The 22,712-nt window shown below is 41.4% G+C and carries 23 protein-coding genes; 13 read left to right on the plus strand and 10 right to left on the minus strand.

The features are described 5' to 3' along the window. Positions 1–58 precede the first annotated feature (58 nt). From FN831_RS00440 to FN831_RS00455, 4 genes are all read left to right on the plus strand, one after another. Complete coding sequence (locus FN831_RS00440; protein ID WP_142526236.1) at positions 59–442, plus strand: winged helix-turn-helix transcriptional regulator; 384 nt, start codon at positions 59–61, stop codon at positions 440–442. Positions 443–734: 292 nt separating this feature from the next. Continuing rightward, complete coding sequence (locus FN831_RS00445; RefSeq protein ID WP_142526237.1) at positions 735–3,101, plus strand: ABC transporter permease; 2,367 nt, start codon at positions 735–737, stop codon at positions 3,099–3,101. 226 nt (positions 3,102–3,327) lie between these two features. Further along, on the plus strand, positions 3,328–4,077 hold the full coding sequence (locus FN831_RS00450; RefSeq protein WP_142526238.1) for an SDR family NAD(P)-dependent oxidoreductase: 750 nt from the start codon (positions 3,328–3,330) through the stop codon (positions 4,075–4,077). Between the two features lie 45 nt (positions 4,078–4,122). After that, entirely contained in the window at positions 4,123–4,701 is a 579-nt protein-coding gene (locus FN831_RS00455) for a TetR/AcrR family transcriptional regulator (protein ID WP_142526239.1), read from the plus strand. A 281-nt stretch (positions 4,702–4,982) separates the two neighbouring features. Here the strand turns inward: FN831_RS00455 and FN831_RS00460 are convergent, their stop codons facing one another. After that, on the minus strand, positions 4,983–6,281 hold the full coding sequence (locus tag FN831_RS00460) for an outer membrane protein assembly factor BamB family protein (protein ID WP_142526240.1): 1,299 nt from the start codon (positions 6,279–6,281) through the stop codon (positions 4,983–4,985). Positions 6,282–6,515: 234 nt separating this feature from the next. Continuing rightward, positions 6,516–7,145 carry an NAD(P)H-dependent oxidoreductase gene (locus FN831_RS00465; RefSeq protein WP_142526241.1) on the minus strand — a complete coding sequence of 210 codons (630 nt, stop codon included), beginning with the start codon at positions 7,143–7,145 and terminating at the stop codon, positions 6,516–6,518. 87 nt (positions 7,146–7,232) lie between these two features. On the opposite strand from FN831_RS00465, the gene FN831_RS00470 reads away from it, so the two are divergent. Continuing rightward, positions 7,233–7,589, plus strand: a complete 357-nt coding sequence (locus FN831_RS00470) for a winged helix-turn-helix transcriptional regulator (protein ID WP_246101246.1) — start codon at positions 7,233–7,235, stop codon at positions 7,587–7,589. A 216-nt stretch (positions 7,590–7,805) separates the two neighbouring features. Here FN831_RS00470 and FN831_RS00475 read toward each other — a convergent pair whose 3' ends face one another. Together FN831_RS00475 and FN831_RS00480 are read right to left on the minus strand one after the other, a co-directional pair. Then, positions 7,806–8,360: an arylesterase gene (locus FN831_RS00475; RefSeq protein WP_142526242.1), complete on the minus strand. Its 555-nt coding sequence runs from the start codon at positions 8,358–8,360 to the stop codon at positions 7,806–7,808. Positions 8,361–8,425: 65 nt separating this feature from the next. After that, positions 8,426–8,785 carry an FAD-binding domain-containing protein gene (locus tag FN831_RS00480; RefSeq protein WP_262711870.1) on the minus strand — a complete coding sequence of 120 codons (360 nt, stop codon included), beginning with the start codon at positions 8,783–8,785 and terminating at the stop codon, positions 8,426–8,428. Positions 8,786–8,875: 90 nt separating this feature from the next. Here FN831_RS00480 and FN831_RS00485 point away from each other — a divergent pair, with 90 nt between their 5' ends. The 5 genes from FN831_RS00485 to FN831_RS00505 all read left to right on the plus strand — a co-directional run bounded on the left by FN831_RS00485 (position 8,876) and on the right by FN831_RS00505 (position 13,503). Continuing rightward, positions 8,876–9,574, plus strand: coding sequence for an AIM24 family protein (locus tag FN831_RS00485; RefSeq protein ID WP_142526243.1), 699 nt, complete (start codon positions 8,876–8,878; stop codon positions 9,572–9,574). 116 nt (positions 9,575–9,690) lie between these two features. Then, positions 9,691–10,104: an ester cyclase gene (locus FN831_RS00490; RefSeq protein ID WP_142526244.1), complete on the plus strand. Its 414-nt coding sequence runs from the start codon at positions 9,691–9,693 to the stop codon at positions 10,102–10,104. 290 nt (positions 10,105–10,394) lie between these two features. Then, a complete protein-coding gene (locus FN831_RS00495; RefSeq protein WP_142526245.1) occupies positions 10,395–11,108 on the plus strand; it encodes a permease family protein in 714 nt (237 codons plus the stop codon). Between the two features lie 73 nt (positions 11,109–11,181). After that, positions 11,182–12,273 carry a glycosyltransferase gene (locus FN831_RS00500; RefSeq protein WP_246101248.1) on the plus strand — a complete coding sequence of 364 codons (1,092 nt, stop codon included), beginning with the start codon at positions 11,182–11,184 and terminating at the stop codon, positions 12,271–12,273. Positions 12,274–12,642: 369 nt separating this feature from the next. Continuing rightward, complete coding sequence (locus FN831_RS00505) at positions 12,643–13,503, plus strand: sigma-70 family RNA polymerase sigma factor (protein WP_142526246.1); 861 nt, start codon at positions 12,643–12,645, stop codon at positions 13,501–13,503. A gap of 81 nt (positions 13,504–13,584) precedes the next feature. On the opposite strand, the gene FN831_RS00510 is transcribed toward FN831_RS00505, so the two are convergent. After that, positions 13,585–14,373 (minus strand): response regulator transcription factor, encoded by a 789-nt coding sequence (locus tag FN831_RS00510; RefSeq protein ID WP_142526247.1) that lies wholly within the window; start codon positions 14,371–14,373, stop codon positions 13,585–13,587. Between the two features lie 140 nt (positions 14,374–14,513). Here FN831_RS00510 and FN831_RS00515 point away from each other — a divergent pair, with 140 nt between their 5' ends. Together FN831_RS00515 and FN831_RS00520 are read left to right on the plus strand one after the other, a co-directional pair. Next, complete coding sequence (locus FN831_RS00515; RefSeq protein WP_246101250.1) at positions 14,514–15,089, plus strand: DUF1349 domain-containing protein; 576 nt, start codon at positions 14,514–14,516, stop codon at positions 15,087–15,089. 412 nt (positions 15,090–15,501) lie between these two features. Continuing rightward, the gene (locus tag FN831_RS00520) at positions 15,502–16,962 is read left to right on the plus strand and encodes a sensor histidine kinase (RefSeq protein WP_185960336.1); all 1,461 of its coding nucleotides are present in this window, start codon (positions 15,502–15,504) and stop codon (positions 16,960–16,962) included. A gap of 451 nt (positions 16,963–17,413) precedes the next feature. Here FN831_RS00520 and FN831_RS00525 read toward each other — a convergent pair whose 3' ends face one another. From FN831_RS00525 to FN831_RS28240, 5 genes are all read right to left on the minus strand, one after another. Further along, positions 17,414–17,836 carry a DUF6843 domain-containing protein gene (locus tag FN831_RS00525; protein WP_142526249.1) on the minus strand — a complete coding sequence of 141 codons (423 nt, stop codon included), beginning with the start codon at positions 17,834–17,836 and terminating at the stop codon, positions 17,414–17,416. A gap of 564 nt (positions 17,837–18,400) precedes the next feature. Beyond that, a complete protein-coding gene (locus tag FN831_RS00530) occupies positions 18,401–18,616 on the minus strand; it encodes a hypothetical protein (RefSeq protein WP_246101252.1) in 216 nt (71 codons plus the stop codon). Between the two features lie 70 nt (positions 18,617–18,686). After that, on the minus strand, positions 18,687–19,352 hold the full coding sequence (locus FN831_RS00535; protein ID WP_142526250.1) for a response regulator: 666 nt from the start codon (positions 19,350–19,352) through the stop codon (positions 18,687–18,689). Positions 19,353–19,365: 13 nt separating this feature from the next. Then, on the minus strand, positions 19,366–20,934 hold the full coding sequence (locus tag FN831_RS00540) for a tetratricopeptide repeat-containing sensor histidine kinase (protein WP_185960337.1): 1,569 nt from the start codon (positions 20,932–20,934) through the stop codon (positions 19,366–19,368). Positions 20,935–21,238: 304 nt separating this feature from the next. Next, positions 21,239–21,370, minus strand: a complete 132-nt coding sequence (locus FN831_RS28240; RefSeq protein WP_262711865.1) for a hypothetical protein — start codon at positions 21,368–21,370, stop codon at positions 21,239–21,241. Between the two features lie 355 nt (positions 21,371–21,725). Here FN831_RS28240 and FN831_RS00545 point away from each other — a divergent pair, with 355 nt between their 5' ends. Beyond that, entirely contained in the window at positions 21,726–22,643 is a 918-nt protein-coding gene (locus FN831_RS00545; RefSeq protein WP_142526252.1) for a hypothetical protein, read from the plus strand. The last annotated feature ends 69 nt before the right edge of the window (positions 22,644–22,712 follow it).

Consider the following 22,712-nt stretch of genomic DNA (forward strand, 5'->3'; position numbering starts at 1 on the left):
AGGCACCTGAAAGTCAGAAACTTACCTGTAAGTAACTGTTATTGAAAATGAGGTGGATATGAAAAAAGAAATTTCGAGAAAATGTGAGAGCGACCGTGACAACTGCCCGGTAAAGGATGTTTTGCACCGTGTGGGTGATAAGTGGTCGATGCTGACAGTGATCATATTATCAGACCATGGCACGCTGCGCTTTAACGAACTTCACCAGCTGATCGATGGCATATCTCAAAAAATGCTGACCGTTACCCTGAAAATGCTGGAAGCCGATGGGCTTGTAACACGGAAGATGTACGCACAGGTTCCCCCTAAGGTCGAGTACGCCTTAACCCCGCTTGGTGAAAGCCTGGTGACGCCGCTAATGCACCTGTACGACTGGGCGAATACCAATATGCCCGAGATCAAAGCTTCCCGTGAACGTTATGAAAAGGCGGTGGTATTATAAATAAGGACTTCCTTACAAACACGATCGTCTTGAGGAGGCATGATATCCTGCCACGACCAGGGGATATATTCAGCCCCTGTCAAATACTATACATCTATGGAAAGTGTGGTTTGCAGGGACAAGCCAGAATTTGCAAGATTGCATTGTTCAATACTGGGCATGTTATCTGTTCGAAAATGAACACAAATCAATAGTAAAGTTAACAAAAAGCTTGTTTTTAGGTGTTTACAGATGTTATTAGCTTTGGCACATACCTTGAACATCAGATCGTAATTAAACTAAAAGCAATCAGATGTTAAAGCTAAATCTAAATATCGCACTCCGTAACCTTTGGAAAAACAAGGGCTTCACCCTAATAAATATAGGTGGTTTGGCTATTGGATTAGCTAGCTGTATGGTCTTGCTCCTGTATGTAAACAACGAGTGGAACTATGATAAGCAATTTACAAACTACCAAAACACTTACGTCGTATACAATAACATAAAGGCAAGCGATAAGACTTTCAGCGTCCGGATCACGCCCAATGCAATGGCAGCTGAAATCAGGGCAAAAATACCGGGGATAGCTTATGCATCACATTCTGCAGACTACGGTTCGCAGTTGATCAGCTACCAGGATAGAAAATTCAAAAAACAAGCAATAGCTGCCGATCCGGCTTTTCTAAAGATCCTGGATTATAAATTTGTAAAAGGCAACCCAAATACCGTGCTCCGCGAAGTGAACTCTGTTATCCTGACAAAAACTTTGGCTAAAAGCCTCTTCGGCAATGAAGATCCGATCAATAAAACTGTGAAATTTGATAACAAAGAAAGTTTAAAAGTTGAAGCTGTTATCGAGGACGTCCCTGCCAACAGCAGTTTCAGCTTTGATTATCTGGTACCCTGGGCATTTGCAGAAAAGATGTTGCCCGACATGAAGAATCCAAACTGGGGGGACAGTTCGTACTTAACACTGATACAATTACAAGACCAGAGCTTCTTCAACCAGATAAATGCAGCAATCAGGGGAATCTTTGTTCGCCATGATAAAAACTCCAATTCAGAAGCTTTCCTGCACCCATTGGCTAAACTGCATCTGTATGGTGACTTTGAAAATGGAAAGTCTGTTGGAGGGCGAATAGACCAATTGAGGATACTTCTGGTTCTTGCATTTTGTATCCTTTTGATTGCCTGTATCAACTTCATGAATCTTACCACAGCAAAGTCAGGGAAAAGGGCAAAGGAAGTTGGTGTACGCAAGGCAATAGGTTCCAGCAGAAATGCACTGGTTTTCCAGTTTATCACCGAAAGTATGCTTATTTCTTTATTGAGTACTGCACTGGCCTTTGCGCTGGTAGAAATCAGCCTTCCCTATTTTAACAACCTGTTGGGTATCAGTCTTAAGATAGAATATGAGAACTGGAAATTCTGGATCACCTTGTTAGGCCTGGTGTTTTTTACCGGTGTGCTGGCTGGCAGCTATCCTGCATTCTACCTTTCCTCATTTGAATCTGTGAAAGCCTTGAAAGGTCTTTCCGTAAAAGCAGGTTCTTCATTTTCTGTTCGCAGTATCCTGGTGGTGTTCCAGTTTGTATTTGCGGTTTGCCTGATCATCTGCACCACGGTAATTTATCAGCAGCTGAACTATATCAAAAATAAACCTGTTGGCTATAATAAGCATAACCTGATCCAGATCGAGGTGTCGGGAAAGTTGGATAACCAGAAAAAACTGGATTTGCTAAAAGACCGGCTGCTGAAATCTGGCGCTGCTACCCATGTAAGTTTCTTTAATGCAGATCTTAATTTTAACAGCAGGAATACAAATGCAGTAAGCTGGGGTGGCAAAAGCCCTAACGAAAGCACTCTGTTTAACTACCGCTCTGCAGGAAACGACTTTGTAGAGACCATGGGAACCAGAATGGTCGCAGGCCGTGAGTTTTCTGCTCAGTATTCAGATTCTAACCGGGTAATTATTAATGAAGCTGCAGTAAAAGTAATGGGGCTTAAACATCCTGTCGGCACGACCATTACTTTCTGGGAGAGCCCTGTTGTTATCATTGGTGTGATGAAAGATTTTGTTTCGGCGTCGGCCTATCAGAAAGTTGCGCCGATGATTTTCCATCCAGTTACCAGATTTAAAGCGGAAGTAGTCCTTCTGAGGTTGAATGAAGCCGAAAATATCGGATCGTCACTGGCTCAGGTAGACGACATTGTAAAAAGTATGAATCCCGATTATCCGGTTAACCGCACCTTTATGGATGAATCTTTTGAGAAGAAGTTTGCTGAAGAGCAGCTTCTGGGCACCTTGTCTAACTGGTTTGGCGGGTTTGCGATATTTATTTCCTGCCTCGGTTTATTGGGCCTGGCATTATACATGGCGGAACAGCGTAAAAAGGAGATCAGTATACGCAAGGTACTTGGTGCAAGCACCTACAGCGTGTTGGCTTTGCTTAATGGAGATTTTATCAGGCTGGTGGCAATCGCTAATGTGATTGCGTTTCCACTTGGATATATCTTCGCCAGTAAGTGGCTTTCTGGCTTTGACTTCAGGGTAGATATTTCGTTATTGCCTTTTGCTTTGGCTGCAGTTCTCTCTGTGATCATTGCACTGCTAACAGTAAGTATTCAATCGGTAAAAGTAGCGAAGGCTAATCCGGTAGATGCCCTGAGAAGTGAATAGTTGAAACGATGTTGATACACCACGCGGTGAACTCACTGGCAATATTTCCTGGCAATTGTGTTCAAATTCAGTTGCAAATTTAAACACCGTGTAAAATTTCATTGGCTGAGAATAACCAATTTGTCCCTCCTTTGTCATTCTTCCGCCATTAAATTCCTAATTGTATCAATCGATCTAATTAAAATACATCTTTGTGTACCAAACGGTCTAAAATAAACAAACAAAGATGAAGAGATTAGAGAACAAAGTGGCAGTAGTAACTGGTGCTTCAAAAGGAATTGGTGCAGCCATTGCAAAAAGCCTGGCTGCCGAAGGTGCAAAAGTGATCGTCAACTATGCATCTGCTGCGGGAGATGCAGACAAAGTAGTTGCAGAAATTATTAAAAATGGAGGGATTGCAGTTGCTGTACAGGGCAATGTAGCAAATGAAGCAGATATAGAAAACCTGTTTGAAGCAACTCTTAAAAAGTACAACGGGGTTGATATTCTGGTTAATAATGCAGGTGTTTATAACTGGGGTACGCTGGAAGAGATTACTGAAGAGGGCTTTCATCACCAGTTTAACATCAACGTACTCGGTGTGCTATTGGCGTCAAAGGCTGCTGTCAAACACTTCTCTGTCACAGGCGGAAGCATTATCAACATCGGATCGGGAGCATCCACAGTTACCCCGGCCGGAAGTGCGGTCTATACTGCAACCAAAAGTGCTGTTGATGGCATTACTGGTGTACTTTCTAAAGAATTGGGCCCACGCAAAATACGTGTCAACTCTGTTAATCCGGGAATGGTAGAAACCGAAGGTTCCACCGCTGGTGGTTTTATCGGGAGTGAACTTGCCGATGCGATGGTAAAACAAACCCCGCTGCAACGTATGGGCCAGCCAGATGATATTGCCCAGGTAGTAACCTTTCTTGCCTCGGAAGAATCCAAATGGTTAACCGGTGAAATTATACTTGCCAGTGGCGGAGGCCGCTAAAAAAATTTATAGCTTTGCTGTTTATTCGGCAAAGCTATTTTCATTATGAGAACAAAAGATTTTGATGAGCAGGAGATTTTACAAAAAGCGGTAAGACTATTCTGGCAGAAAGGTTATAATGGAACCTCTATGCAAGACCTGATTGACGGCCTGGGAATTGGACGTTCAAGTATCTATCATGCTTTTGGTGATAAACATACCCTATACGTTAAAGCCCTGGAGCTTTATCAGCAGGAAGGAACTAAACGGCTTGTTGAGGCCATAAACACAGGCCCCAGCATCCAGGATGCCATCAGGAATCTCATGACAATGACTACATCAGATCGCGTTCCATGCGGTATACCCGAGAGTTGTTTTAAAGTAAATGCGGGCGTGGAAGTGGCTGTTGATGACGAAGAAGTCTTAAAGCTCCTGCAGGAAGATGATGTGATCATCGAGAAAGCACTGTATACTGCAATTAAACAGCAACAGGATAGCGGCAAGCTTTCTGCAGCCAAAGATCCGCGTGCCCTGGCGCGTTTCATCTGCAACACCATTGCTGGCATGCGTGTGTACGCAAAAACTAACAATGATAAAGCCTTTTTTAATGATATCCTCAATACCGCACTTGCCGTGTTTGATTAAAAGCTATTTAAATTCTGCCTCTATGATAGGTTTGATTACGGGGGATGGGGAATTAGATATAACAGAAAAGGAACAGCTTACACCATTGATGGAAAACTAAGTTTGGAGTTGAAATTAATAAGCGGAGAAAATATCCTTGTAGGAATACCTAAATCCAGCAATTTTAACGACCTAAAAAAAATTTAGAAAGATATCCGGAGCCGGCAGCATACCAGTTGAGTACACGCAGATTAAAGTATCATCTGGTTACTGATCGTGTAGTTAATATTTCAGCACTGTAGTTACTGAATATATTTAGAAAAACCTTTGCCGCCGACATAAACGCAAGCACCCATGCCCCAGCCCTTACTGTCGTCAAAACTTTTGTCGCTGCTCCACTGCTGTTTACCAGTGAGTAAATTGACAGCAAAAAATTGGTTAGGCGAGGCCGGAGCGAATGGAACATAGCCCGAGGCAGGCCAGAAAACCTTAAAAAAGTACATCGTGTTACCAACAATGGTGTACTCAGAATTCACCCCTATCCGCTGCGGTTCAAAAATGGTCACTTCAGAAGAAAAGTCGGCCGGCAGAATGCCGTACTGATAGGTTGATAAAGTTCCATAAAACTTGGCTGGTTCCATATGGGATTGACCGATGATGAGCTTACCGTTGAAAGTCTGCAAAATCACGTTCGAGTTGGGCACCAAAACATAACCTTCTCCGAATTTAATACGCCTTTGTTCTCTGCCTGATGCCATGTCTACCGCACTCAAAAAATCCTGGTTAAAATCTACTCCCGAATTGGTGTTTGGTTGGTAATGGCCGGTTTTGATATAGTAAACCGTAGGTGTAGCATAAAGCAATTCTGAACGGACGATAGTGCCTGCGCCATAAAAAAGGGGAATGTTTATCGTCCCGGCTGTGGTCTTCGCTATTCCTGTAGCCGCGTCATAAATGGTATTCCCCGCTATAAATATTCCCTCGTGTATGGCATTAAGTGATATTGCCGAGGTTGCAGCAATGCTCCATTTGGCTAAGCCAGTCCTGGCATCCAGCGCGGTGAGATGGGTAGCATCGGTTAAGACATAAACCGACTCATTAAAATAGGTAATTTGTGCAGGTGCAGCAGAAAGTTTGTATTTCCATAAGAAATCGTTTGGTTGCCTGGTAGCATCTAAAGCATAGGCCTCATACGAAGTTGTATTGTCCTGCTTAACGCCAAAAAAGGTTTGCTGGTGCAAAACCGGGGTAAGCGCATTTTTGACGGCATCGCTCCATACCAGTTTGCCGGTATTCAGGTCAATGGCATTAATTTTATTAGTTTGCAGAGTATAGAGTAGATCATTACCGGTGACAGGGTAAGTCCAGGTGGTGCCTGCATCTGCCGGGTAGGTATATTTGGTAACGGATTTGCCAGAGGCCGCGTTGAGCACGTAAAGTGCCGTAGCGCCCGAACTTTGATCGACAGTATTAACAAACAGCACGGAATCGGGCAGCGGAACAACATTTACCGGATTTTCAGGATCAGGTTTGACGTTCCCTTTTTTACAGCTGAACAGCAATAATGATACACTAATCAATAAAAGATAAAGTATTTTCATGAAGCTGGGTTTTCCAGCAAAGATATGTAGTTTTCAAAACCTTTCCAATTTCCCTAAATTGTTTCATTCAGATTAGAAAATATAGATGTGGTTTTGATAGGTGAAGGTATTAATAGGTGGTTGGCATGATAGTAAACTTCTGAAATAGTTCCGGCTTAAATATCTCTTTGATGAGATAATACGCTGCTGAGGCGTTATCATTGAGGGTTCCTTCCGCGAACCCTCAATTGCCTTTTATTTAATGAACTCCGCAAATTCAGCAACGGGAATTCTTACCTTCTTAATGGCCGCATAAGGATCTTGCGCGGCATCACGGTATCCGAGTGCAAGGGCAACAACAGATTTAAGCCCCTTATCCCGCAGTCCCAGCAAGGCGTCGAATTTGTCGCCATCAAAGCCCTCCATCGGCGTAGTATCTATTTTTAATTCTGCAGCAGCAATTAAAGCTGTGCCTAATGCGATGTAAGCCTGCCTTGCTGACCAATTAAAATTTTCCTGGTCTGACCGTGAAAGAAGGCCGCCAATCAATGCTGCTTTGTAATCGGCTAACGCCTCTTCCGGGAGATTTCGTTCTGTGGCAAGATGTGCAATGAAAGCGTCTATGTGTCCACTTGTCACCCTGTCAAATGCAGCAAAAACCAATAAGTGAGAAGACTGCGAGATCTGTGCATTGAATGACCCCTCTCCAAGCTTTTCCCGGAGCGTTGTATTTTCTACAATAAAAATACGATAGGGCTGTATGCCTGTGGATGAAGCTGTGAGATTGGTGGCTTCAAGTATCTCGTTTAAGTCTGATACGGAAACCTTTTCCGTGTTAAACTTTTTAACGGCATAACGCCATTTTAGATTTTCTATAGTATTCATTTTTTTGTCTTTGATGTGCAAAATTCATGATAATTAGTTTACTTTTGTCACTAAGCAACAAAAAGTAATAGTGACATTCAGGTAACCATGTTTAAAGTAACACCAACGCCTACACACCAATGCAAAAGAGCCATTATGGGCGTACATGATGCCATGTATGTGCTCGGCGGCAAATGGAAGATCTATATCATTACAGGGTTGTTATTTGGCCCGATGCGCTATTCAGAACTGCTAAAAAACATTACTGGTATATCAGGAAAATCTCTGAGCAGAGAACTCAGGGAAATGGAACTGAATCTTTTAATCAGGAGGACGGTAACCGGCACATCTCCCGTCACCGTCATTTATGAGCTCACAGAATACGGCGAATCAGCAAAATCGATCATAGGCGTCCTTTCAGAGTGGGGAGAAGAACATCGCGAATTAATTGTAAGGACAAAATAATCGTCCCGGTATATTCAGTCAACCATTCTGCTTTAGTATGAGGATGATCCGATCTTCAGGTACACGTTGTTGCCATCCCCGGAAAATTCACTCTGGAAGGCAAGGACACAAACAACTACTTTTACGACGTAGCTCTTTGAGACGCTAACCTGTCTTCACCCACTCCTGTACTAAGCCGTTTACCAGTATCGCAGGTATGATGTTTTGAACATCATCTTACAACAAAGGTCGTAAAACCGGCCAGACCCCTGCGGCAATAATATGGTACCCTTCTGCCAGTGGATGTACGCCATCATGCATGTTCAGGTGCTTGATTCCTGCAACCCCATCCAACAAGAACGGCAGTAGCGGGATCTTGTTTTTATTCGCTAGATCCTGGTACAACTGTCTGAACTCCGCAGCCCGCTGACCCGGCACCCACAACGGCAACTGCATACCCAACAGCAACAGCTTAACCGAAGGAAACCTGCCCTTTACCATATCGATGATGGCCTGCAGATTACGCTTTGTTCCGGCAGGTGCAAGCCCTCGCAGAAGGTCGTTGGCACCCAGCTCAAGCACAAAAACATCTACCGGCTGGCTCAGCCAGTAAGTCAGGCGTGATAATCCCGAAGCAGAAGTATCCCCGCTTACCCCGGCATTCACCGACAGGTAATCCAGTCCCGCAGCATCCAGCTCCCGCTGGATCAGGGCAGGAAAAGACTGTTCATCTGGTCGATGAAGACCATAGCCTGCTGTGAGGCTGTCACCAAAAAACACAATCCGCTTCATGCAATAGAAACCCTGTCTAGTTAAAATTGTTTATGATGATATCAACAGCCTGGGAATAATGTGACTTAATCCACCTTTTTGATCAGGTTGACAGCCCTGCCCCACTTTGAATAGATCTCAATGGGCTTAACGTATTCAGGCACATCAAACTCCCAGGGTATTAACGCCTCGATATCATTTGTTCCGGAGAGTTCCGGCACCCATTTACGGATAAAATCCTGTGCCTTATATTTGTTGGACTGATGCACAGGGTTGGTATACCAGATTTCAAAAGCTTGCATATGCCAGTTCATCCAGTTGGAGCTCAGGTCATAATCGATCAGCTTAGATTCGAAATATGCCGCACCCCATGTCCAGTCGATCTTCAGGTCATATACAAGATAACTTGCGCAGTTTACCCTGCCCCGGTTGCTCATAAATCCAATTTGATTTTTCGAATGGCATTTATGCGAACCGCTAAATTTGAATCATTCATCCGAATTGCGATATTGGTAGCAATCTAAAACTTAACTCTTATGGAAAAAAAAGAATACACGCTGAATGAACTTATTCTCGAAGCCGCAGAAAACCCTGCTGAAAACGACTTCTTTGAATTGGAAAAACCTGCAATGCTGGAGATTAACCTAAAGAATCAAAAAATCCTGTCAAAGGCCGGCTCAATGGTAGCATACATCGGCAATATCGATTTCAAAAGAGAGAGCATGCTGAGCAAAGGGCTTGGGGGACTGTTAAAAAAGGCGATTTCCGGAGAAGGCGCTTCGTTAATGTATGCTTCGGGAACTGGTAAACTTTATCTGGCTGATGGGGGAAAGAAAGTTAAAATTATAAAATTGCAGGACGAAGCCATCTTTGTGAACGGGAATGACGTTCTGGCCCTGGAGGAAAGTATTTCCAACGAAATTAAAATGCTTAAAAGCGTTGCCGGAATGGTTTCCGGAGGATTATTCCAGGTTAGGCTTGCGGGCTCAGGGTATATTGCAATTACCACTCACGGGGAGCCAATATTGCTGAAAGTGACTCCCGGTCAACCAGTATTTACCGATCCTAACGCTACTGTTGCCTGGTCAGAAAACTTAACCCCTTCTATCAAGACAAACATTACTTTCGGGTCTTTTATCGGACGTGGCAGCGGCGAATCTTTTCAAATGGAATTTATGGGACAGGGCTGGGTACTGGTTCAACCTTATGAAGAGGTGAAATACACTCAGAAATAACCTATACATTTTAAACCCTGACAACGTGCTGGAATTCGAATTGATGTAATCTAATGGAACAAATGGGCATATTTCATGTTTCAACTTTACTTAAATCAAGTTAAAACATATATAAAATGAGTAAAGAAACGAATATAGCCGCACAAAAAACATTCGGAGAAGCCGTCAATTCTGCCAATTATGAACTTTTCAAAGAACTTGTTGCAGCAAACGCTGTAGACCATGATCCTGCTCCGGGACAAGTTCCAGGCCCGGATGGATATGCTGAGTTTTTTGGCATGATGCGTACCGCATTTCCCGATATGAAACTTGCAGTTGAGCAATTATCCGCGGATGAAGACACCGTCTCTTTTGCTTACCGCGTTACCGGAACACATGAGGGAGATTTTATGGGACATCCGGCAAGTGGAAAAGCCATCAATATTCGCGGAATGCAGATCAGTAAATTCGAAGATGGCAAAATGGTTGAACGCTGGGGAAGCTCTGATGAGCTGGGCATCCTGAAGCAAATTGGCGTAATAGCCGGTTAATTTAAAAAAAGAGATTCCAGTATATAATTGGAATCTCTTTTTTGATCAGCTCATTGTAATTCACTCTGGGTAAAGATTCAGCCTGTAATAGGAACTGCCGTTTCTCCCCTTTGCAGCATTAACTATAATCATATCCTCAGTCCACTAAATTTTGAATATCGCGGCTGACTGTATCCGCTGACCATTTAGGTATTTCAGAACAACATCAAGAGTTTCGTAAAATATTTATCAATGAAATAGTTGCAGTTTCTGAGACAATATTTAACTTTGTACTTCAAAGTACTTTACAAATGAGACTCTCCCAAAGACTGGATGAATTGCACGCAAAAGTAAGGAGCAACAAATGGATGGGTTATTTTACAACGTTTACCCGTCTGGCACTTGTTGCAGGATTTCTAATGGCAGGATATGTGAAGATAAGTGGTGAGCGTTTTACCGATTTGCATAACAATCAGCCAATGGGCCATTTCCTTGAGGCTTTGTATCATACCGGCTACTATTATACATTTATTGGTTATGCGCAAATCCTCGCGGCGCTTTTACTGCTCGTACCGCGCACAGTTGTACTGGGTACATTGCTTTATCTTCCTATTATTTTAAATATCTGCATATTATCATTGGCTGTGCGTTTTGAAGGATCGCTGCTCACAGCGCCGTTAATGGTGATCGCATGTATATATTTGCTCTGCTGGCATTACGACAGGATCAAATATATATTGCCCTTCAATCATCCACCAACGCTACAATTGGTAAAGGATGATAAATTTCCAAAATGGTTTTTTGCCGGTGTACTTGCAACATTTCTTGCCGTAGGATTTACAGTTACCCATATATACAATTTACTGCCACGTAATACGCTTAAATACTGTGAAAAGCAATGTGCTGACAGTGCAAATCCAGAAGGCTGTAAAATATTTTGCGAAGGTATACATCAAAAAGGCCAGGATTTAAATAAAAGTTTGGATATTTATGAGCGGGCAGTACAAAATGATAAAAGAAAATAAACAACTGTTCAAAATTCCTTTCGTCTTATAAAACTAATCACCTGCAGGCGGGTTATATTGCAAATCGATCGCCGTGAGCATTATCCTGATTCCTATTTTCATTTTCCTGTTTTTGAGACTGTTCGTAGCTGGTTACAATTTTTTTTCAAGACCAAACCTTCAAATAAGTGAGCATGAGTGCAGGGATCGTATTTCCATTCTTATCCCTGTTCGGAATGAGGAACAAAATATCTCTGCACTACTGTTCTCGATACTTAAACAGAGCTATCAAAACTATGAAGTGATTATTCTGGATGATAGTTCAACTGATCAAACTTTACAGCTGGCCAATGACTTTGCCAAATCAAATCCGAACTTTAGAGTGGTAAGTGGTAAACAGTTAGAGGAAGGCTGGACTGGTAAAAATTTTGCATGCTGGCAATTGGCCAGAGAGGCATCAGGGAAATATCTGCTTTTTCTGGATGCAGATGTTACACTTGCTCCGGAATTACTTAATAGTGCGCTTTGTCACCTCAAAAGAAATGATTTATCATTGCTCAGTCTTTTCTCCAATCAAACGATGAACACACTTGGAGAGAACAGTGTAATTCCCTTAATGAATTACCTGTTGCTCACATTGCTGCCGATCAGGCTTATACTATCCCACTCAAACCCCATTTTCGCTGCTGCTTGTGGCCAGTTTATGTTATTTGCTGCAGATAATTATCAGCAGCACCAATGGCATAGTAAAGTAAAGCAGGAAGTTACTGAAGATCTTAAAATAATGAAGCTGATTAAAGTAGCGAATTACAAGGGCGAGGGTTTATTGGCGAACGGCCTGATCAGCTGCAGAATGTACAATAATTATACTGATGCTGTAAACGGGTTTAGTAAGAATTTTATCGCTCCATTCAATGATAGTATCCCACTGTTTATTTTATTTTTAGTTTCTCTTCTGCTTGGGCCGGTTTTTATAATTGCAACTTCAGATGCTTATCTGATTTCACTTTTGTTTTTTATCATCGTTCTTACCCGGTCAATGACTTCAAGTCTATCGGGGCAAAATGTCTGGCTTAATGCTTTTTTACATCCGCTTCAAATGCTGAGCTTGTTGCATATAGGTTGTCTTGCTATCCAGAGAACCTCAACAAAAACCAGAAAATGGAAAGGCAGGATGTTGAGTTAAAGGATCCCGGGAGTACGATCTCGTAATTTAATTGTTCATTGCTTAGCTAAAATATGTCTTCACCGTATTTTAGTCGATTCTACCCTATTACGCCCAGGATCATTAATTATGCAACAGCTTTGATGACAATTTCATAGTTAACACAATAGAACTATTCTACCGGTAGCTGTTACAAATGCAATATGGATGCATCTTGACATCCAGGTAACATTACTATTTCTGAATATCAGTATATTTGTACCGCAAAGATCTTCAATTACCTTTCTCCCGCAAGCATCAGTAAAAACTGTGATCTCCTTGATGATTCAATCAGCTTTCAGCGCATTCTAAGGCATCAGATCTTCAGCATTTCACCTAAAATATTTTATAATGAGGCAACTTAAAATTAGTGAGTCAATCACCAATCGTGAGACAGCATCGTTGAATCAGTATTTGTCAGATATCGCAAAGATTCCGATGGTTACTCCGCAAGAGGAAGTGACATTGACGCAAAAAATCAGAGAAGGAGACCAGGCGGCCCTGGAAAGGTTAACAACTGCAAATTTGAGGTTTGTGGTTTCTGTAGCGAAACAATATCAAAGTTCCGGGCTGACACTTGGCGACCTGATCAACGAGGGAAACGTAGGCCTGGTAAAGGCCGCTAAGCGTTTCGATGAAACCAAAGGTTTTAAATTTATATCCTATGCCGTATGGTGGATCAGGCAGGCTATATTATCTGCAATCAACGAGCAGTCCAGGATGGTCAGGCTTCCGTTAAACAAAGTTGGTGAAATCTCTAAAATAGCAAAAGCTGCATCTCAGCTTGAACAGCAGTTTGAACGCCAGCCAACACCAGAGGAACTGGCAGAAAACCTGGAATTGACAGCGGAAAAGATCAGTGATGTTCTGGGACATTCTGCCAGACACATTTCCTATGATTCGCCCTTTTCCAGTGATGAAGAAAATACACTGCTGGACGTCCTTCAAAGCAGCGGACCAGCAACTGATACAGGATTGATTGCCGAATCATTGTCCTATGAAGTTTCACACTGCATGAGAAATCTTGGCGATAAGGAAAAAGATATCTTAACCTTGTTCTTTGGCCTAGGCAACCAGCAGGCCCAAAGCCTTGAAGAGATTGGAGATAGATATCATCTTACCCGTGAAAGGGTACGTCAAATTAAAGACAAAGCCCTGAACCGTTTGCGTGCAAATTCGAAAACATGGGTACTAAAAGGATATCTGGATTAAAGTAAAACTCCTTGCCATCAGCAAGGAGTTTTACTTTGCAATAAGACCTGCCATGACGAAGGCAGTTCAGGTTGTTTCCGTTTATCTTAGTATGCCGGTTGCTGCCGCGATTCTGCAGGCTTCAATGACATTATCCACTCCGAGCTTCCGGAAAATGTTCTGCCGGTGCCGGTTTACCGTATGTATACTTAACGATAAGTGATTTGCAATCTCTTTACTTCGCATTCCCTTGCTGATGAGCTGTATGATTTCACCTTCCCTGCTGGATAGGAGATCTTCGAAAATCATCTGTTCAGAATCCAGTACTTCGCCGGTACTTGTATTGATGATAAGCCCGTCAGGGGCGTCAAAACCCGGATAATCAAAGATTCTGTTGTACAAACAAAGCACCAGCAAGACATGTCCTTCATCTGTACTGCTTAGATAAAGCAGACGATGTTTAATCAAAACATATTTACCTTCCTCATTCCTGATGCGGAGCCTGGTAATCAAATTATAATTTGTTCGCTCTGATAGTTCAATTGCTTTGATCATCTGAAAAAACCGAAATTCAAGCCGATATTTTTTTTGCAGATCATCCGGATGAATCTTTGCAAGCAGCTCATCTTCCCAGATCGAGTTAACTTCATTTTTTTCAGGTTTAAATCCCAGGCTTTCTGAAACAGCACCGCAATAAATGTAGCTTTTTCTTGCATTCATATCGCTTAGCACACTAATGGCGTTTTCTAACTTTGAGTATATTTGCGCAATCAACTTACAGTCATCAATTTGCAGATTAGTGTTACCGAAACTGGAGAACGGCTGTGAAAACAATTTGATGTTTAACAGATCGCGGGCATTGCTGGGATGTTGATGGTCATTAATAGCCATTTTTGTTAGATTTTCTATATATAAATTTGATAGATCCAAAACAATATTTGAAATTACAGAACAAGATGATGAAAAAAATTTTATTAGCCGTCACGATAATAATTAGTCTCAACAAAACTATGGCTCAAAGTTTGGAAAAAATGAATTGGTACAACGAGCCGGAAAAATGGCTGGTGAAGGACAACATGCTCACAATGCAGGTTACTCCGAAGAGTGATTACTGGAGAATATCACACTATGGTTTTACTGTTGACGATGCCCCATTTTATTATGGCAACTACGGAGGAGAGTTTGAAGCAAAGGTAAAATTAACAGGAGACTACAAAGCACGTTTTGATCAGATGGGACTGATGGTGCGGATTGACCAAAAAAAGTACATCAAAACAGGTGTTGAATTTGTAGATGGCAAGTTCAATATCAGCACAGTAGTAACCCACGAGAAAAGTGACTGGAGCGTAACCCCGCTCGACAAAACACCCGGGTTTATCTGGGTGAAGCTTGTGCGCAGGCGGGATGCAGTTGAGATCTTTTATTCTTTGGATGATAAAAATTATATCATGACCCGTAACGCTCCGCTGCAGGACAACACCCCGGTTATGGTTGGAATGATGGCTGCCTCTCCGGATGGGGCCGGTTTTGAAGCACGCTTTGAACATTTCTCAGTAAAACACCTTCCCGACGAAAGAAGACTGGAATGGCTGAAGTTGCACCAATAAAGGCTGATACCCTTTCATAATTAATCAGCCAGCTTTAAAATATCAACGACTGCCCGGGAAATACAGAATTTTTCCTGGCCAACCTTGCGCCCGGGATTGGGTGCCGACCCGTGCTCAGGCAGCCCAGTAAATTATCTGTAAAATCCTGCTTCTTCGCCTTTTGCTACAGATTTCAAAAACCTTCCCTAATAATTTTTGTTTTGAGCTACATCTAATACTCAAGTAAGCATGATGTTGTAGTTACTCTTCTGCCAGCCCAAAACAGACAACCCGCATCCCCCGGCAGGTTAAGGAAGAATTATAATAAGGTGCTAAAATAATGCTAAAAACGCAGGGAATATTGAGCTGAGTTCCATATCTTGTTGTTTAGCAGTAAAACCAAATATTCGATGTTATGAATTTGAACAAACTAATGAAATTATCAGTTGATCTCATTTGTACTGTTGATGACAGAGATCGGTTTGTAGAGGTAAGCGCGGCATCTTATACTATCCTGGGCTATCTGCCTTCTGAAATGTGCGGGAGACCTTATCAGGATTTTGTGTACCCCGAGGATCTTGGGATGGCTAAACAAGCCGTAACTACACTGATCAGCATGCGTCCCGAGACACAAATTCAGGTACGCTATATGCACAAGAATGGCGGTGTAGTACCATTACTGTGGTGTGTACAGTGGGATAAGGAGGATCAGCTGATGTACTGCATAGCAAGATCGGGAAACATTACAGAACAGACAGAATCAATGAGATCTTCTCTGGAGGAATCCAACCGGCGCTATCAGTACGTAACAAAAGCTACTTCAGATGCGATATGGGACTGGAACCTCGTTGAAGGAACTTTCTACTGGGGGGAAGGTTTTGAAACAATATTTGGATACAACCGCAAAGAGCTTTCTGGTAATATCTCATCCTGGACAAACCACATAGATCCCGAAGATCATGAATACATTATACGGTCTAAAATGGATATCTGCCTTGGTACACAGACCAACTGGAAGGAAGAATACCGCTACAGAAAAGCTGATGGAAGTACAGCTGATGTTGTGGACAGGGGTTTTGTAATACGGGATGAAGCAGGTATGGCAGTTAGAATGGTGGGCGCCATGCATGATATTACAGAGCGCAAAAAAAATTTATACGAGATGCAGCAGGTAACTTCAAACTTATTTGCACAAAACCGGGAACTACATGAGTTTGGATATATTGTTTCCCATAACCTTCGCGCTCCTGTGGCGAATATCAAAGGTATTGCTGTGTTGATGAAAACGGAGCTGAGCACTTCTGAAGAGCCTGGCCCTTATCTGACCAACCTCCTTGCTTCAATCTCCAAACTTGATGAAGTGATCATCGATTTAAGCAAAATCTTGAGTTCCAAGAACAGAGTAGTTGATCTAAAACATGAACCGGTTGACCTGCGGGAAGTTATCTATAACATCGAAACTGATCTTGCTGACAACATTGCACACAGTAAAGCCCAAATCAGCATCACAGGCGAATCTCTGATTATCAGTTCATATAAAGCATATCTCAACAGTATTTTTTTTAATCTCATTTCCAACTCGATCAGGTATAAACTTGAAACCCCGCCATTAATAGATATCCACGTGGTACAAAACGCAAAAGAGGTAACAATCACTTATAGCGACAATAGTAGTGGAATTGACCTGACAAAATATAAGGACGATATTTTTAAACCCTATAAAGCATTCCATTCAACGATCAGAGGTAAAGGCCTGGGCCTTTTTCTTGTTAAAAGCTATGTGGAAGCATTGAGCGGAAGTATAGATGTTAAAAGTGAGCCTGATCTGGGAATTGTGTATACGATATATTTGCCTAATCCGGAAGCACAGGTTGTAAGCAATCCTAACCGCTAGCGGGTTCTCCTCTGCGGCCATCAGCTATCCTCGATTTTTGTTCAGCATACACCAAAAGCGCAATATAATCACAGCCGGGTATTTCATTCCCGTTAGGCGTGGTAAAGGCGCTGACAAAACTCTTAAACTGCATAATGGCTGTGTGTTCTTGGAGCATTTCAAGATTTCCTCCATTGTCGCTACATTCAGTTCACAATCTATGCTTCGAGAGCAGAATGTAATCGTTGGCGGTCAGGTACTGCTCGTAATATGGGAATTCATTATGACAGTCCACTATTTGTGCCGGATATGGTTCTTTTAGCCAGGTACCTTGAATCCCTCTAACCTGTGAATCAAATGAACTTTGATTAGAAAGTGCTCTTGGCAAGTCACACATGCTTAATGGAGTTCCAATAGACTTAGGGATGAATGCACAGATTTTAATTTTCATAACTGTTCTGAAATTGAGATCCTATTTGGTTGAATACAATTCTTCTTCGTGTTCTGCGATATATTTTTCCCTGTAAGCCCTATCCATAAACTTAGATTTTATATCTCTTGTCAAGAAAAATATCAGGTTGCCTTTTTGATTATGTCCGCTTGACATCAAACCAACCTGATAATACTGATTTTTTTTTGTGATCCGGACGGTATCTCCAATTGAAGAAAGGTAGATCACTTCCAATTCTGTTCGACGTTTGGTTTTATCGTTATAGCTGTAAAACTTTTCATCCATCGGGTCTAAACTTCTGGAAGGCACTTTTGTCTTTAATATACCAGATTTCGGGATAGTATACACTTCATAATCATCCTCCATTACCTTTTCAGCACCATTTTCTTCATCCCAGGCGATGATAACGATGCCTTCATAATTTTCCGGGAACAGGAATTTCAAATTTACCTTATGCCAGTAGGTGCAACCACAAGAAATCAAGGTGAATATCAAAAGTAATTTGTATTTCCTAAAGTTTGTGGTCTTCAATTGCATATAACAAGTAAATTAGTTAACGATAATTAACTACAAATATCATGCTATTTAAGCTATTTTTTATAGCAAAAAGAAATAATGCCTTTTCTTATAAAATTTTGAGAGTAACATTCTTCAAATTGTTTAACGTAGCATAAGAGTAATCAGCTTTGGCTATGGATTTCATCATAACTGTTCAGCCACCCCACTCTCCATTATAAATAACCACAAAATGGTATTACAATCGAAAGTGAAGGTGGCGACCAGTAAACACACCAATGTGAGAGCATTGATTACACAAAGATCTTTTTTCAGAATATGAGGTTAAAAAGGATATCCAAAATGGTGCTGATGAACTTCTATAGAATCATCTGTCGCTACAGAATAAATTACCCAGCCAAGAACAATGATGATAATTATTACAAACGCCCTGAAGAGTTTAGAAGTTTTCATGAATGCTTAATTACATAAGTGCTGTCACTCTGTTTAAAATTACAAGCTGACATGGCACAGATATGAACACGTATTACAGCCGTTGGCTGTGTCATAGGTCTGTTTAGCCGCAAATACTGCTCCTACACAGGAGTAAAATTCACCAAGGTAAGTCCTGTTCTCTGCATTAGGTAGATGTACACAATCCTTGTGGTGAACTTCGTAATCGCGGTTAGCCTGGGGTTTCTTGTTCACATAGTATTTCTCCATTGTCATACATACTGCTTATTGAAAGGACAAAAGTATCATTGAGAAAATTACATTTTTACGGTTAACCGTAATAGAACTAAATAATCCTGTTGTCTTTGCAATAAGCAACAAGCTGCTCATTACTGGATATATTTAAAGAGGTTTTAATAGCATTGAGCCGCTTTTCTACACTGCTCAAGCCTGAAGGTTTGAGATTTTTTTCCTGCAGATATAAAGGGATATTCTTTTGAGGCGTACCATTGCAGAGCAATGTGATGATCTCAATATCATAGGCCTTGAAATCATAGGAGTTCTCGGATTCTCTTGTGTGCATCAGGTCAGCCGACCGGTATTTCTTATTATTTGATAAAGCATCTATGGCGCGTTTGAGATCCTCTCCATCGTAACGTGCTTTACGTACATACGCATCAATGTCCAGGTCGTTAAACAGGCCATCCACTACGCCTATATTATTTTCAAGTGAGAAAACAAGGATCTTTATGCCAGGTTGCACGGCCCTCACTGCTTTGATCAGCTCCCTGCCCCCGGCGATCTGCTGAACGTTTTTGTCTTCCTCAAAAGAAAGGTCTGTAATGAGTAAATCAAAAGGCTGTTCTTTTTGCACTGAAGCCTGAAATATGTTAAAAGCATCATCACAATAAAATCTGAATTCTCTCTGTGGTATACCAAGATCATCTAAGGTTTTACGAACAGAAATATTAGCGTGTTCGTGGTCTTCTGCTATGAGTACTTTTGTGAACATTGTGATCTATCTTTTAAGCAATGGGGAATGAAATAGTAATATCGAGTCCTTTTTCTAATATACTCTCAAAAGTAATCGTACCATGAATACCATTAATACGGTTTTCCGTATTTTTCAAACCATTGTTACGGCCAGCATCAGCCATCCCGATCCCATTATCAGTGTACAGAACAGTAATGCAGTAATCATCCCGCAGAAATTTAATGACAACCATCTGAGCTTGACTGTGCCTTTTCATATTGGTCATCAGCTCCTGCATTACTATGAAAAGTTCGTCCTTTGCCGTGTCATTGATACCGATCCACACTTCTTCGTCATTGCCCACGATGAGGACTTCTGTGGATGCCGACGAATAGGATTGTAGCATCCCGGAAAGTTGCGCCGCATAATTGCCTTCACTTGTTGGCTCCTTGTTTTCGTAAGAAATGTCCCTTGAGGTATTGTACAGTGCCTCAAGCTTATCCAATAAAAGATCTCTTTTGAGATTGGGGATATTTTCTACTTCAGACATCAGATGGTATACTTTGTTGGCTACCCTGTCGTGAATCTTCTTTACATACTTCAGCTCTGTGTTTTTCACCTCCAGCTCCTTTTCCTGCCTCAGGAGCCTGTTTCGTTTTCTAAACCAGAGATATACAGATAATAAGCTTAAAACTAAAGCAACAACAATGAAGTACCCGATTAAAATTCTATTTTTCTTCTCGGCATTTTCTGCCTGGGATTTCTGGAAATCAGCCTTGTGCTTTTCCGTTTCAAAGCGAATAAGGGCAAACTGGTTTTTGGCTTTCCAGCGTGCTACTTGCAAGCTATCGTCGAGTATACGATATCGCTCAAAGTAGCTTTTGGTTTCGCTCGCTGGGCTGAGTGTAACTAATTCTTGTAAGGCGCTCAACTGGTCATCCGGACTATTGAGTATTTTTGCAACTTGCAAATGCTTCCGTGCAAACATCATAGCAGAGTCAGGGTCTTTCTTTGCGAAATATTGTGCAAGATGCGAGTAGCTGGAATTTTGCCCGAAAAGATCATTATCTGCTATTCTGATCTTTAAAGCTTTAAGGTAATCAGGTCTGGCATCATAGGAGAAATTCTGAAGCCATTTTGTATAGGAAATATTGGTTAATACCCTTGCATACTCTCTATTATTATTGCGGGTAGTCTTTAAGATCGAGCTGTATAGCACTATAGCCTCTTTGTAAGACTTCATTGCGTTTAAGACATTTGCTTTATTGTTTTGATTAATCAAAATAGTTGAAGAATCCCTCGAGAATTCAATTGCCAGCTCATAGAATTTAATAGCTCTTTTATAATCCAGTAAATTTTGAGTAGCCCTGCCCAGGTTATTATAATTAGAACATATGTAAATGAATTGATCAGCATCCTTTTGATCAAAATAACGGAGGGCATTGAGAGACATTTCCTGAGAGCCAAAATTGTCTCCTCTATCAGTTGCAATGATTGCCATATTCAGCAAGCATTTTGCGGTGCCGAGGTTATCATGATGCTGCAGAAAAATGTCTTTGGCTTTATTAAAATAAAAGAAGGCACTATCAGGCATACCATTATCACGATGTTGAAATGCCATTTCGTATGCGACATTATCTCCATTTTTATTCTTGACTGTCCGGTGTTTACAAGACATCAATAACAGGATGATACACAAGAACAGATTGAGAGATTTCAAAAGCTAATTTTTCACCAAATTAAAGAATAATTTGACGTCTCTGTCAATTATTTGGTGCGTACAGTAATAATAAACACTTATTAATAGAAAATAGCTAGTCGGCAAATACAATTATATAAGCTGACTAGCTATTAAGCTCCTTTATACGATGTTATTCATCGGGATTCTTGTGATTAAAATAGTTGACCTATTGTGCTTATAGAAACTATCTTGGGGGTATAACCGGTCCTGTGTCTCCTCCTGTAATAGGCGGAGCATCGTCCTGTGTAGTTACTGTACCGTTTGATGGTGAACCAAATGCCAATAAAGCAGCGATCATTAAATGAAAAAAATACATATTCAAAAATTTTAGAATTGAAATACTGTGTAGTTCCCCGCGACCATTCGCGGGGGCTGCTACGATTGTAAATCAGAAGGCCTTCTGAAATTTTTGGGAAGTAATTGAGAGTTGGGCGCGGGAGCTGATAACTGCTTCCCAAACCGGTTACGAACTACCGCGCCTTTCTCTCTTATGAAATCTGTTTTGTACATTTAAACTCTGATAGCGAATCAAAGCCTGCGCTGATTTCTAATGCAAACATATGGACAGGTAAATGATTATCTATCAATGGATTCCGAAGATTCCGATCATTCCGTTGGAATTCCGAAGATTCCTTAAGTATTCCGGAAATTCCGTTTATTAATAGCTCTCGATGGATTACAAAAGGTTTGATGATTACAAGAATGCCGTGATTCAGGCTTACGAAAAGAAAAGTACCGAAGGCACTTTGCCTCAGAATTTAGTTCATCACACAGATGCAAATCTGAAAAAAGAATGTGTGGAGGAGTTTCTCAGCAGGTATTTGGAAAAGGACAGTGAGACCTTCAAGAACTTCTTTGGCCGGGCGGGCAATAGAGCTGAATACTTCAAAAAAGTGAATGACTCAAAAGCGTCTTTGTTTAGGCCAATTAATACTTTTCTTAGAAATCAAAGAAAAAGCGGTACGAACAATAGAAATATAGAGATGCTCGCGTGGCTGATAAACTTTGAACCGCGCCCTTTTATGCCAGGGGATCCTTATGATCTGACGGAACCAGGAAACCAGCCTGAAAGGGAACAGGCCCCAGACTTCCCGGGAGATAAGACAGTGACTGAAGAAACTCCAATCCAAAATTTTATGTCAGAGGGTATCACGGAAAGTTCCAGGATCACCCGGTTAAAAAACCAATTCTTAAAACTTTACAAACCTGTACGGACCAGGCCCAGATCTTTTCTGGCAGGACTGGTGATTTCGGCTTCCATAGTGATCTTGTATTTTGTGACTAAACCATACAGCATGTACTGGAATGGCAATGAATATAAAACGGTCGCATTTTATCAGAATGTTGAGGGCGCTTTCATTGTTCCACTGGATACATTCCAGCTGGCACACCAGAAAAAGATAAGTAATTGGTCACAGATCACCCGCAACAGTATTGGAATAGTTCATTATTCTAAAATTGATAATCAATTGCAGTTTTATACTACGGGAGGTACAAATCCGGAAGACACATCACGAAGGTTGCTGCCATTGACAGAGTATATGTATGAGAAATATATAGTTAATAAAGCCGGGAGGAATCGACCTTAATTTGAAGTATGATATAATTTGAAGAAAGAGTATCTTTATTGATAAATTATACTCATCAATTGATGAAAC

The organism is Pedobacter westerhofensis (assembly GCF_900182595.1).
GTDB classification, from domain to species: Bacteria; Bacteroidota; Bacteroidia; order Sphingobacteriales; family Sphingobacteriaceae; genus Pedobacter; species Pedobacter westerhofensis.

Excerpts from the sequence above, each read along its gene's own strand:
- FN831_RS00465 (WP_142526241.1), bottom strand. The coding sequence starts at position 7,145 with ATGAATACTATAGAAAATCTAAAATGGCGTTATGCCGTTAAAAAGTTT.
- FN831_RS00455 (WP_142526239.1), top strand. The coding sequence starts at position 4,123 with ATGAGAACAAAAGATTTTGATGAGCAGGAGATTTTACAAAAAGCGGTA.
- FN831_RS00460 (WP_142526240.1), bottom strand. The coding sequence starts at position 6,281 with ATGAAAATACTTTATCTTTTATTGATTAGTGTATCATTATTGCTGTTC.
- FN831_RS00540 (WP_185960337.1), bottom strand. The coding sequence starts at position 20,934 with ATGGCATTTCAACATCGTGATAATGGTATGCCTGATAGTGCCTTCTTT.
- FN831_RS00510 (WP_142526247.1), bottom strand. The coding sequence starts at position 14,373 with ATGGCTATTAATGACCATCAACATCCCAGCAATGCCCGCGATCTGTTA.
- FN831_RS00530 (WP_246101252.1), bottom strand. The coding sequence starts at position 18,616 with ATGACAATGGAGAAATACTATGTGAACAAGAAACCCCAGGCTAACCGC.
- FN831_RS00440 (WP_142526236.1), top strand. The coding sequence starts at position 59 with ATGAAAAAAGAAATTTCGAGAAAATGTGAGAGCGACCGTGACAACTGC.
- FN831_RS00490 (WP_142526244.1), top strand. The coding sequence starts at position 9,691 with ATGAGTAAAGAAACGAATATAGCCGCACAAAAAACATTCGGAGAAGCC.
- FN831_RS00535 (WP_142526250.1), bottom strand. The coding sequence starts at position 19,352 with ATGTTCACAAAAGTACTCATAGCAGAAGACCACGAACACGCTAATATT.
- FN831_RS00450 (WP_142526238.1), top strand. The coding sequence starts at position 3,328 with ATGAAGAGATTAGAGAACAAAGTGGCAGTAGTAACTGGTGCTTCAAAA.
- FN831_RS00485 (WP_142526243.1), top strand. The coding sequence starts at position 8,876 with ATGGAAAAAAAAGAATACACGCTGAATGAACTTATTCTCGAAGCCGCA.
- FN831_RS00505 (WP_142526246.1), top strand. The coding sequence starts at position 12,643 with ATGAGGCAACTTAAAATTAGTGAGTCAATCACCAATCGTGAGACAGCA.
- FN831_RS28240 (WP_262711865.1), bottom strand. The coding sequence starts at position 21,370 with ATGTATTTTTTTCATTTAATGATCGCTGCTTTATTGGCATTTGGTTCA.
- FN831_RS00475 (WP_142526242.1), bottom strand. The coding sequence starts at position 8,360 with ATGAAGCGGATTGTGTTTTTTGGTGACAGCCTCACAGCAGGCTATGGT.
- FN831_RS00495 (WP_142526245.1), top strand. The coding sequence starts at position 10,395 with ATGAGACTCTCCCAAAGACTGGATGAATTGCACGCAAAAGTAAGGAGC.
- FN831_RS00445 (WP_142526237.1), top strand. The coding sequence starts at position 735 with ATGTTAAAGCTAAATCTAAATATCGCACTCCGTAACCTTTGGAAAAAC.
- FN831_RS00520 (WP_185960336.1), top strand. The coding sequence starts at position 15,502 with ATGAAATTATCAGTTGATCTCATTTGTACTGTTGATGACAGAGATCGG.
- FN831_RS00545 (WP_142526252.1), top strand. The coding sequence starts at position 21,726 with ATGGATTACAAAAGGTTTGATGATTACAAGAATGCCGTGATTCAGGCT.
- FN831_RS00515 (WP_246101250.1), top strand. The coding sequence starts at position 14,514 with ATGAATTGGTACAACGAGCCGGAAAAATGGCTGGTGAAGGACAACATG.
- FN831_RS00470 (WP_246101246.1), top strand. The coding sequence starts at position 7,233 with ATGTTTAAAGTAACACCAACGCCTACACACCAATGCAAAAGAGCCATT.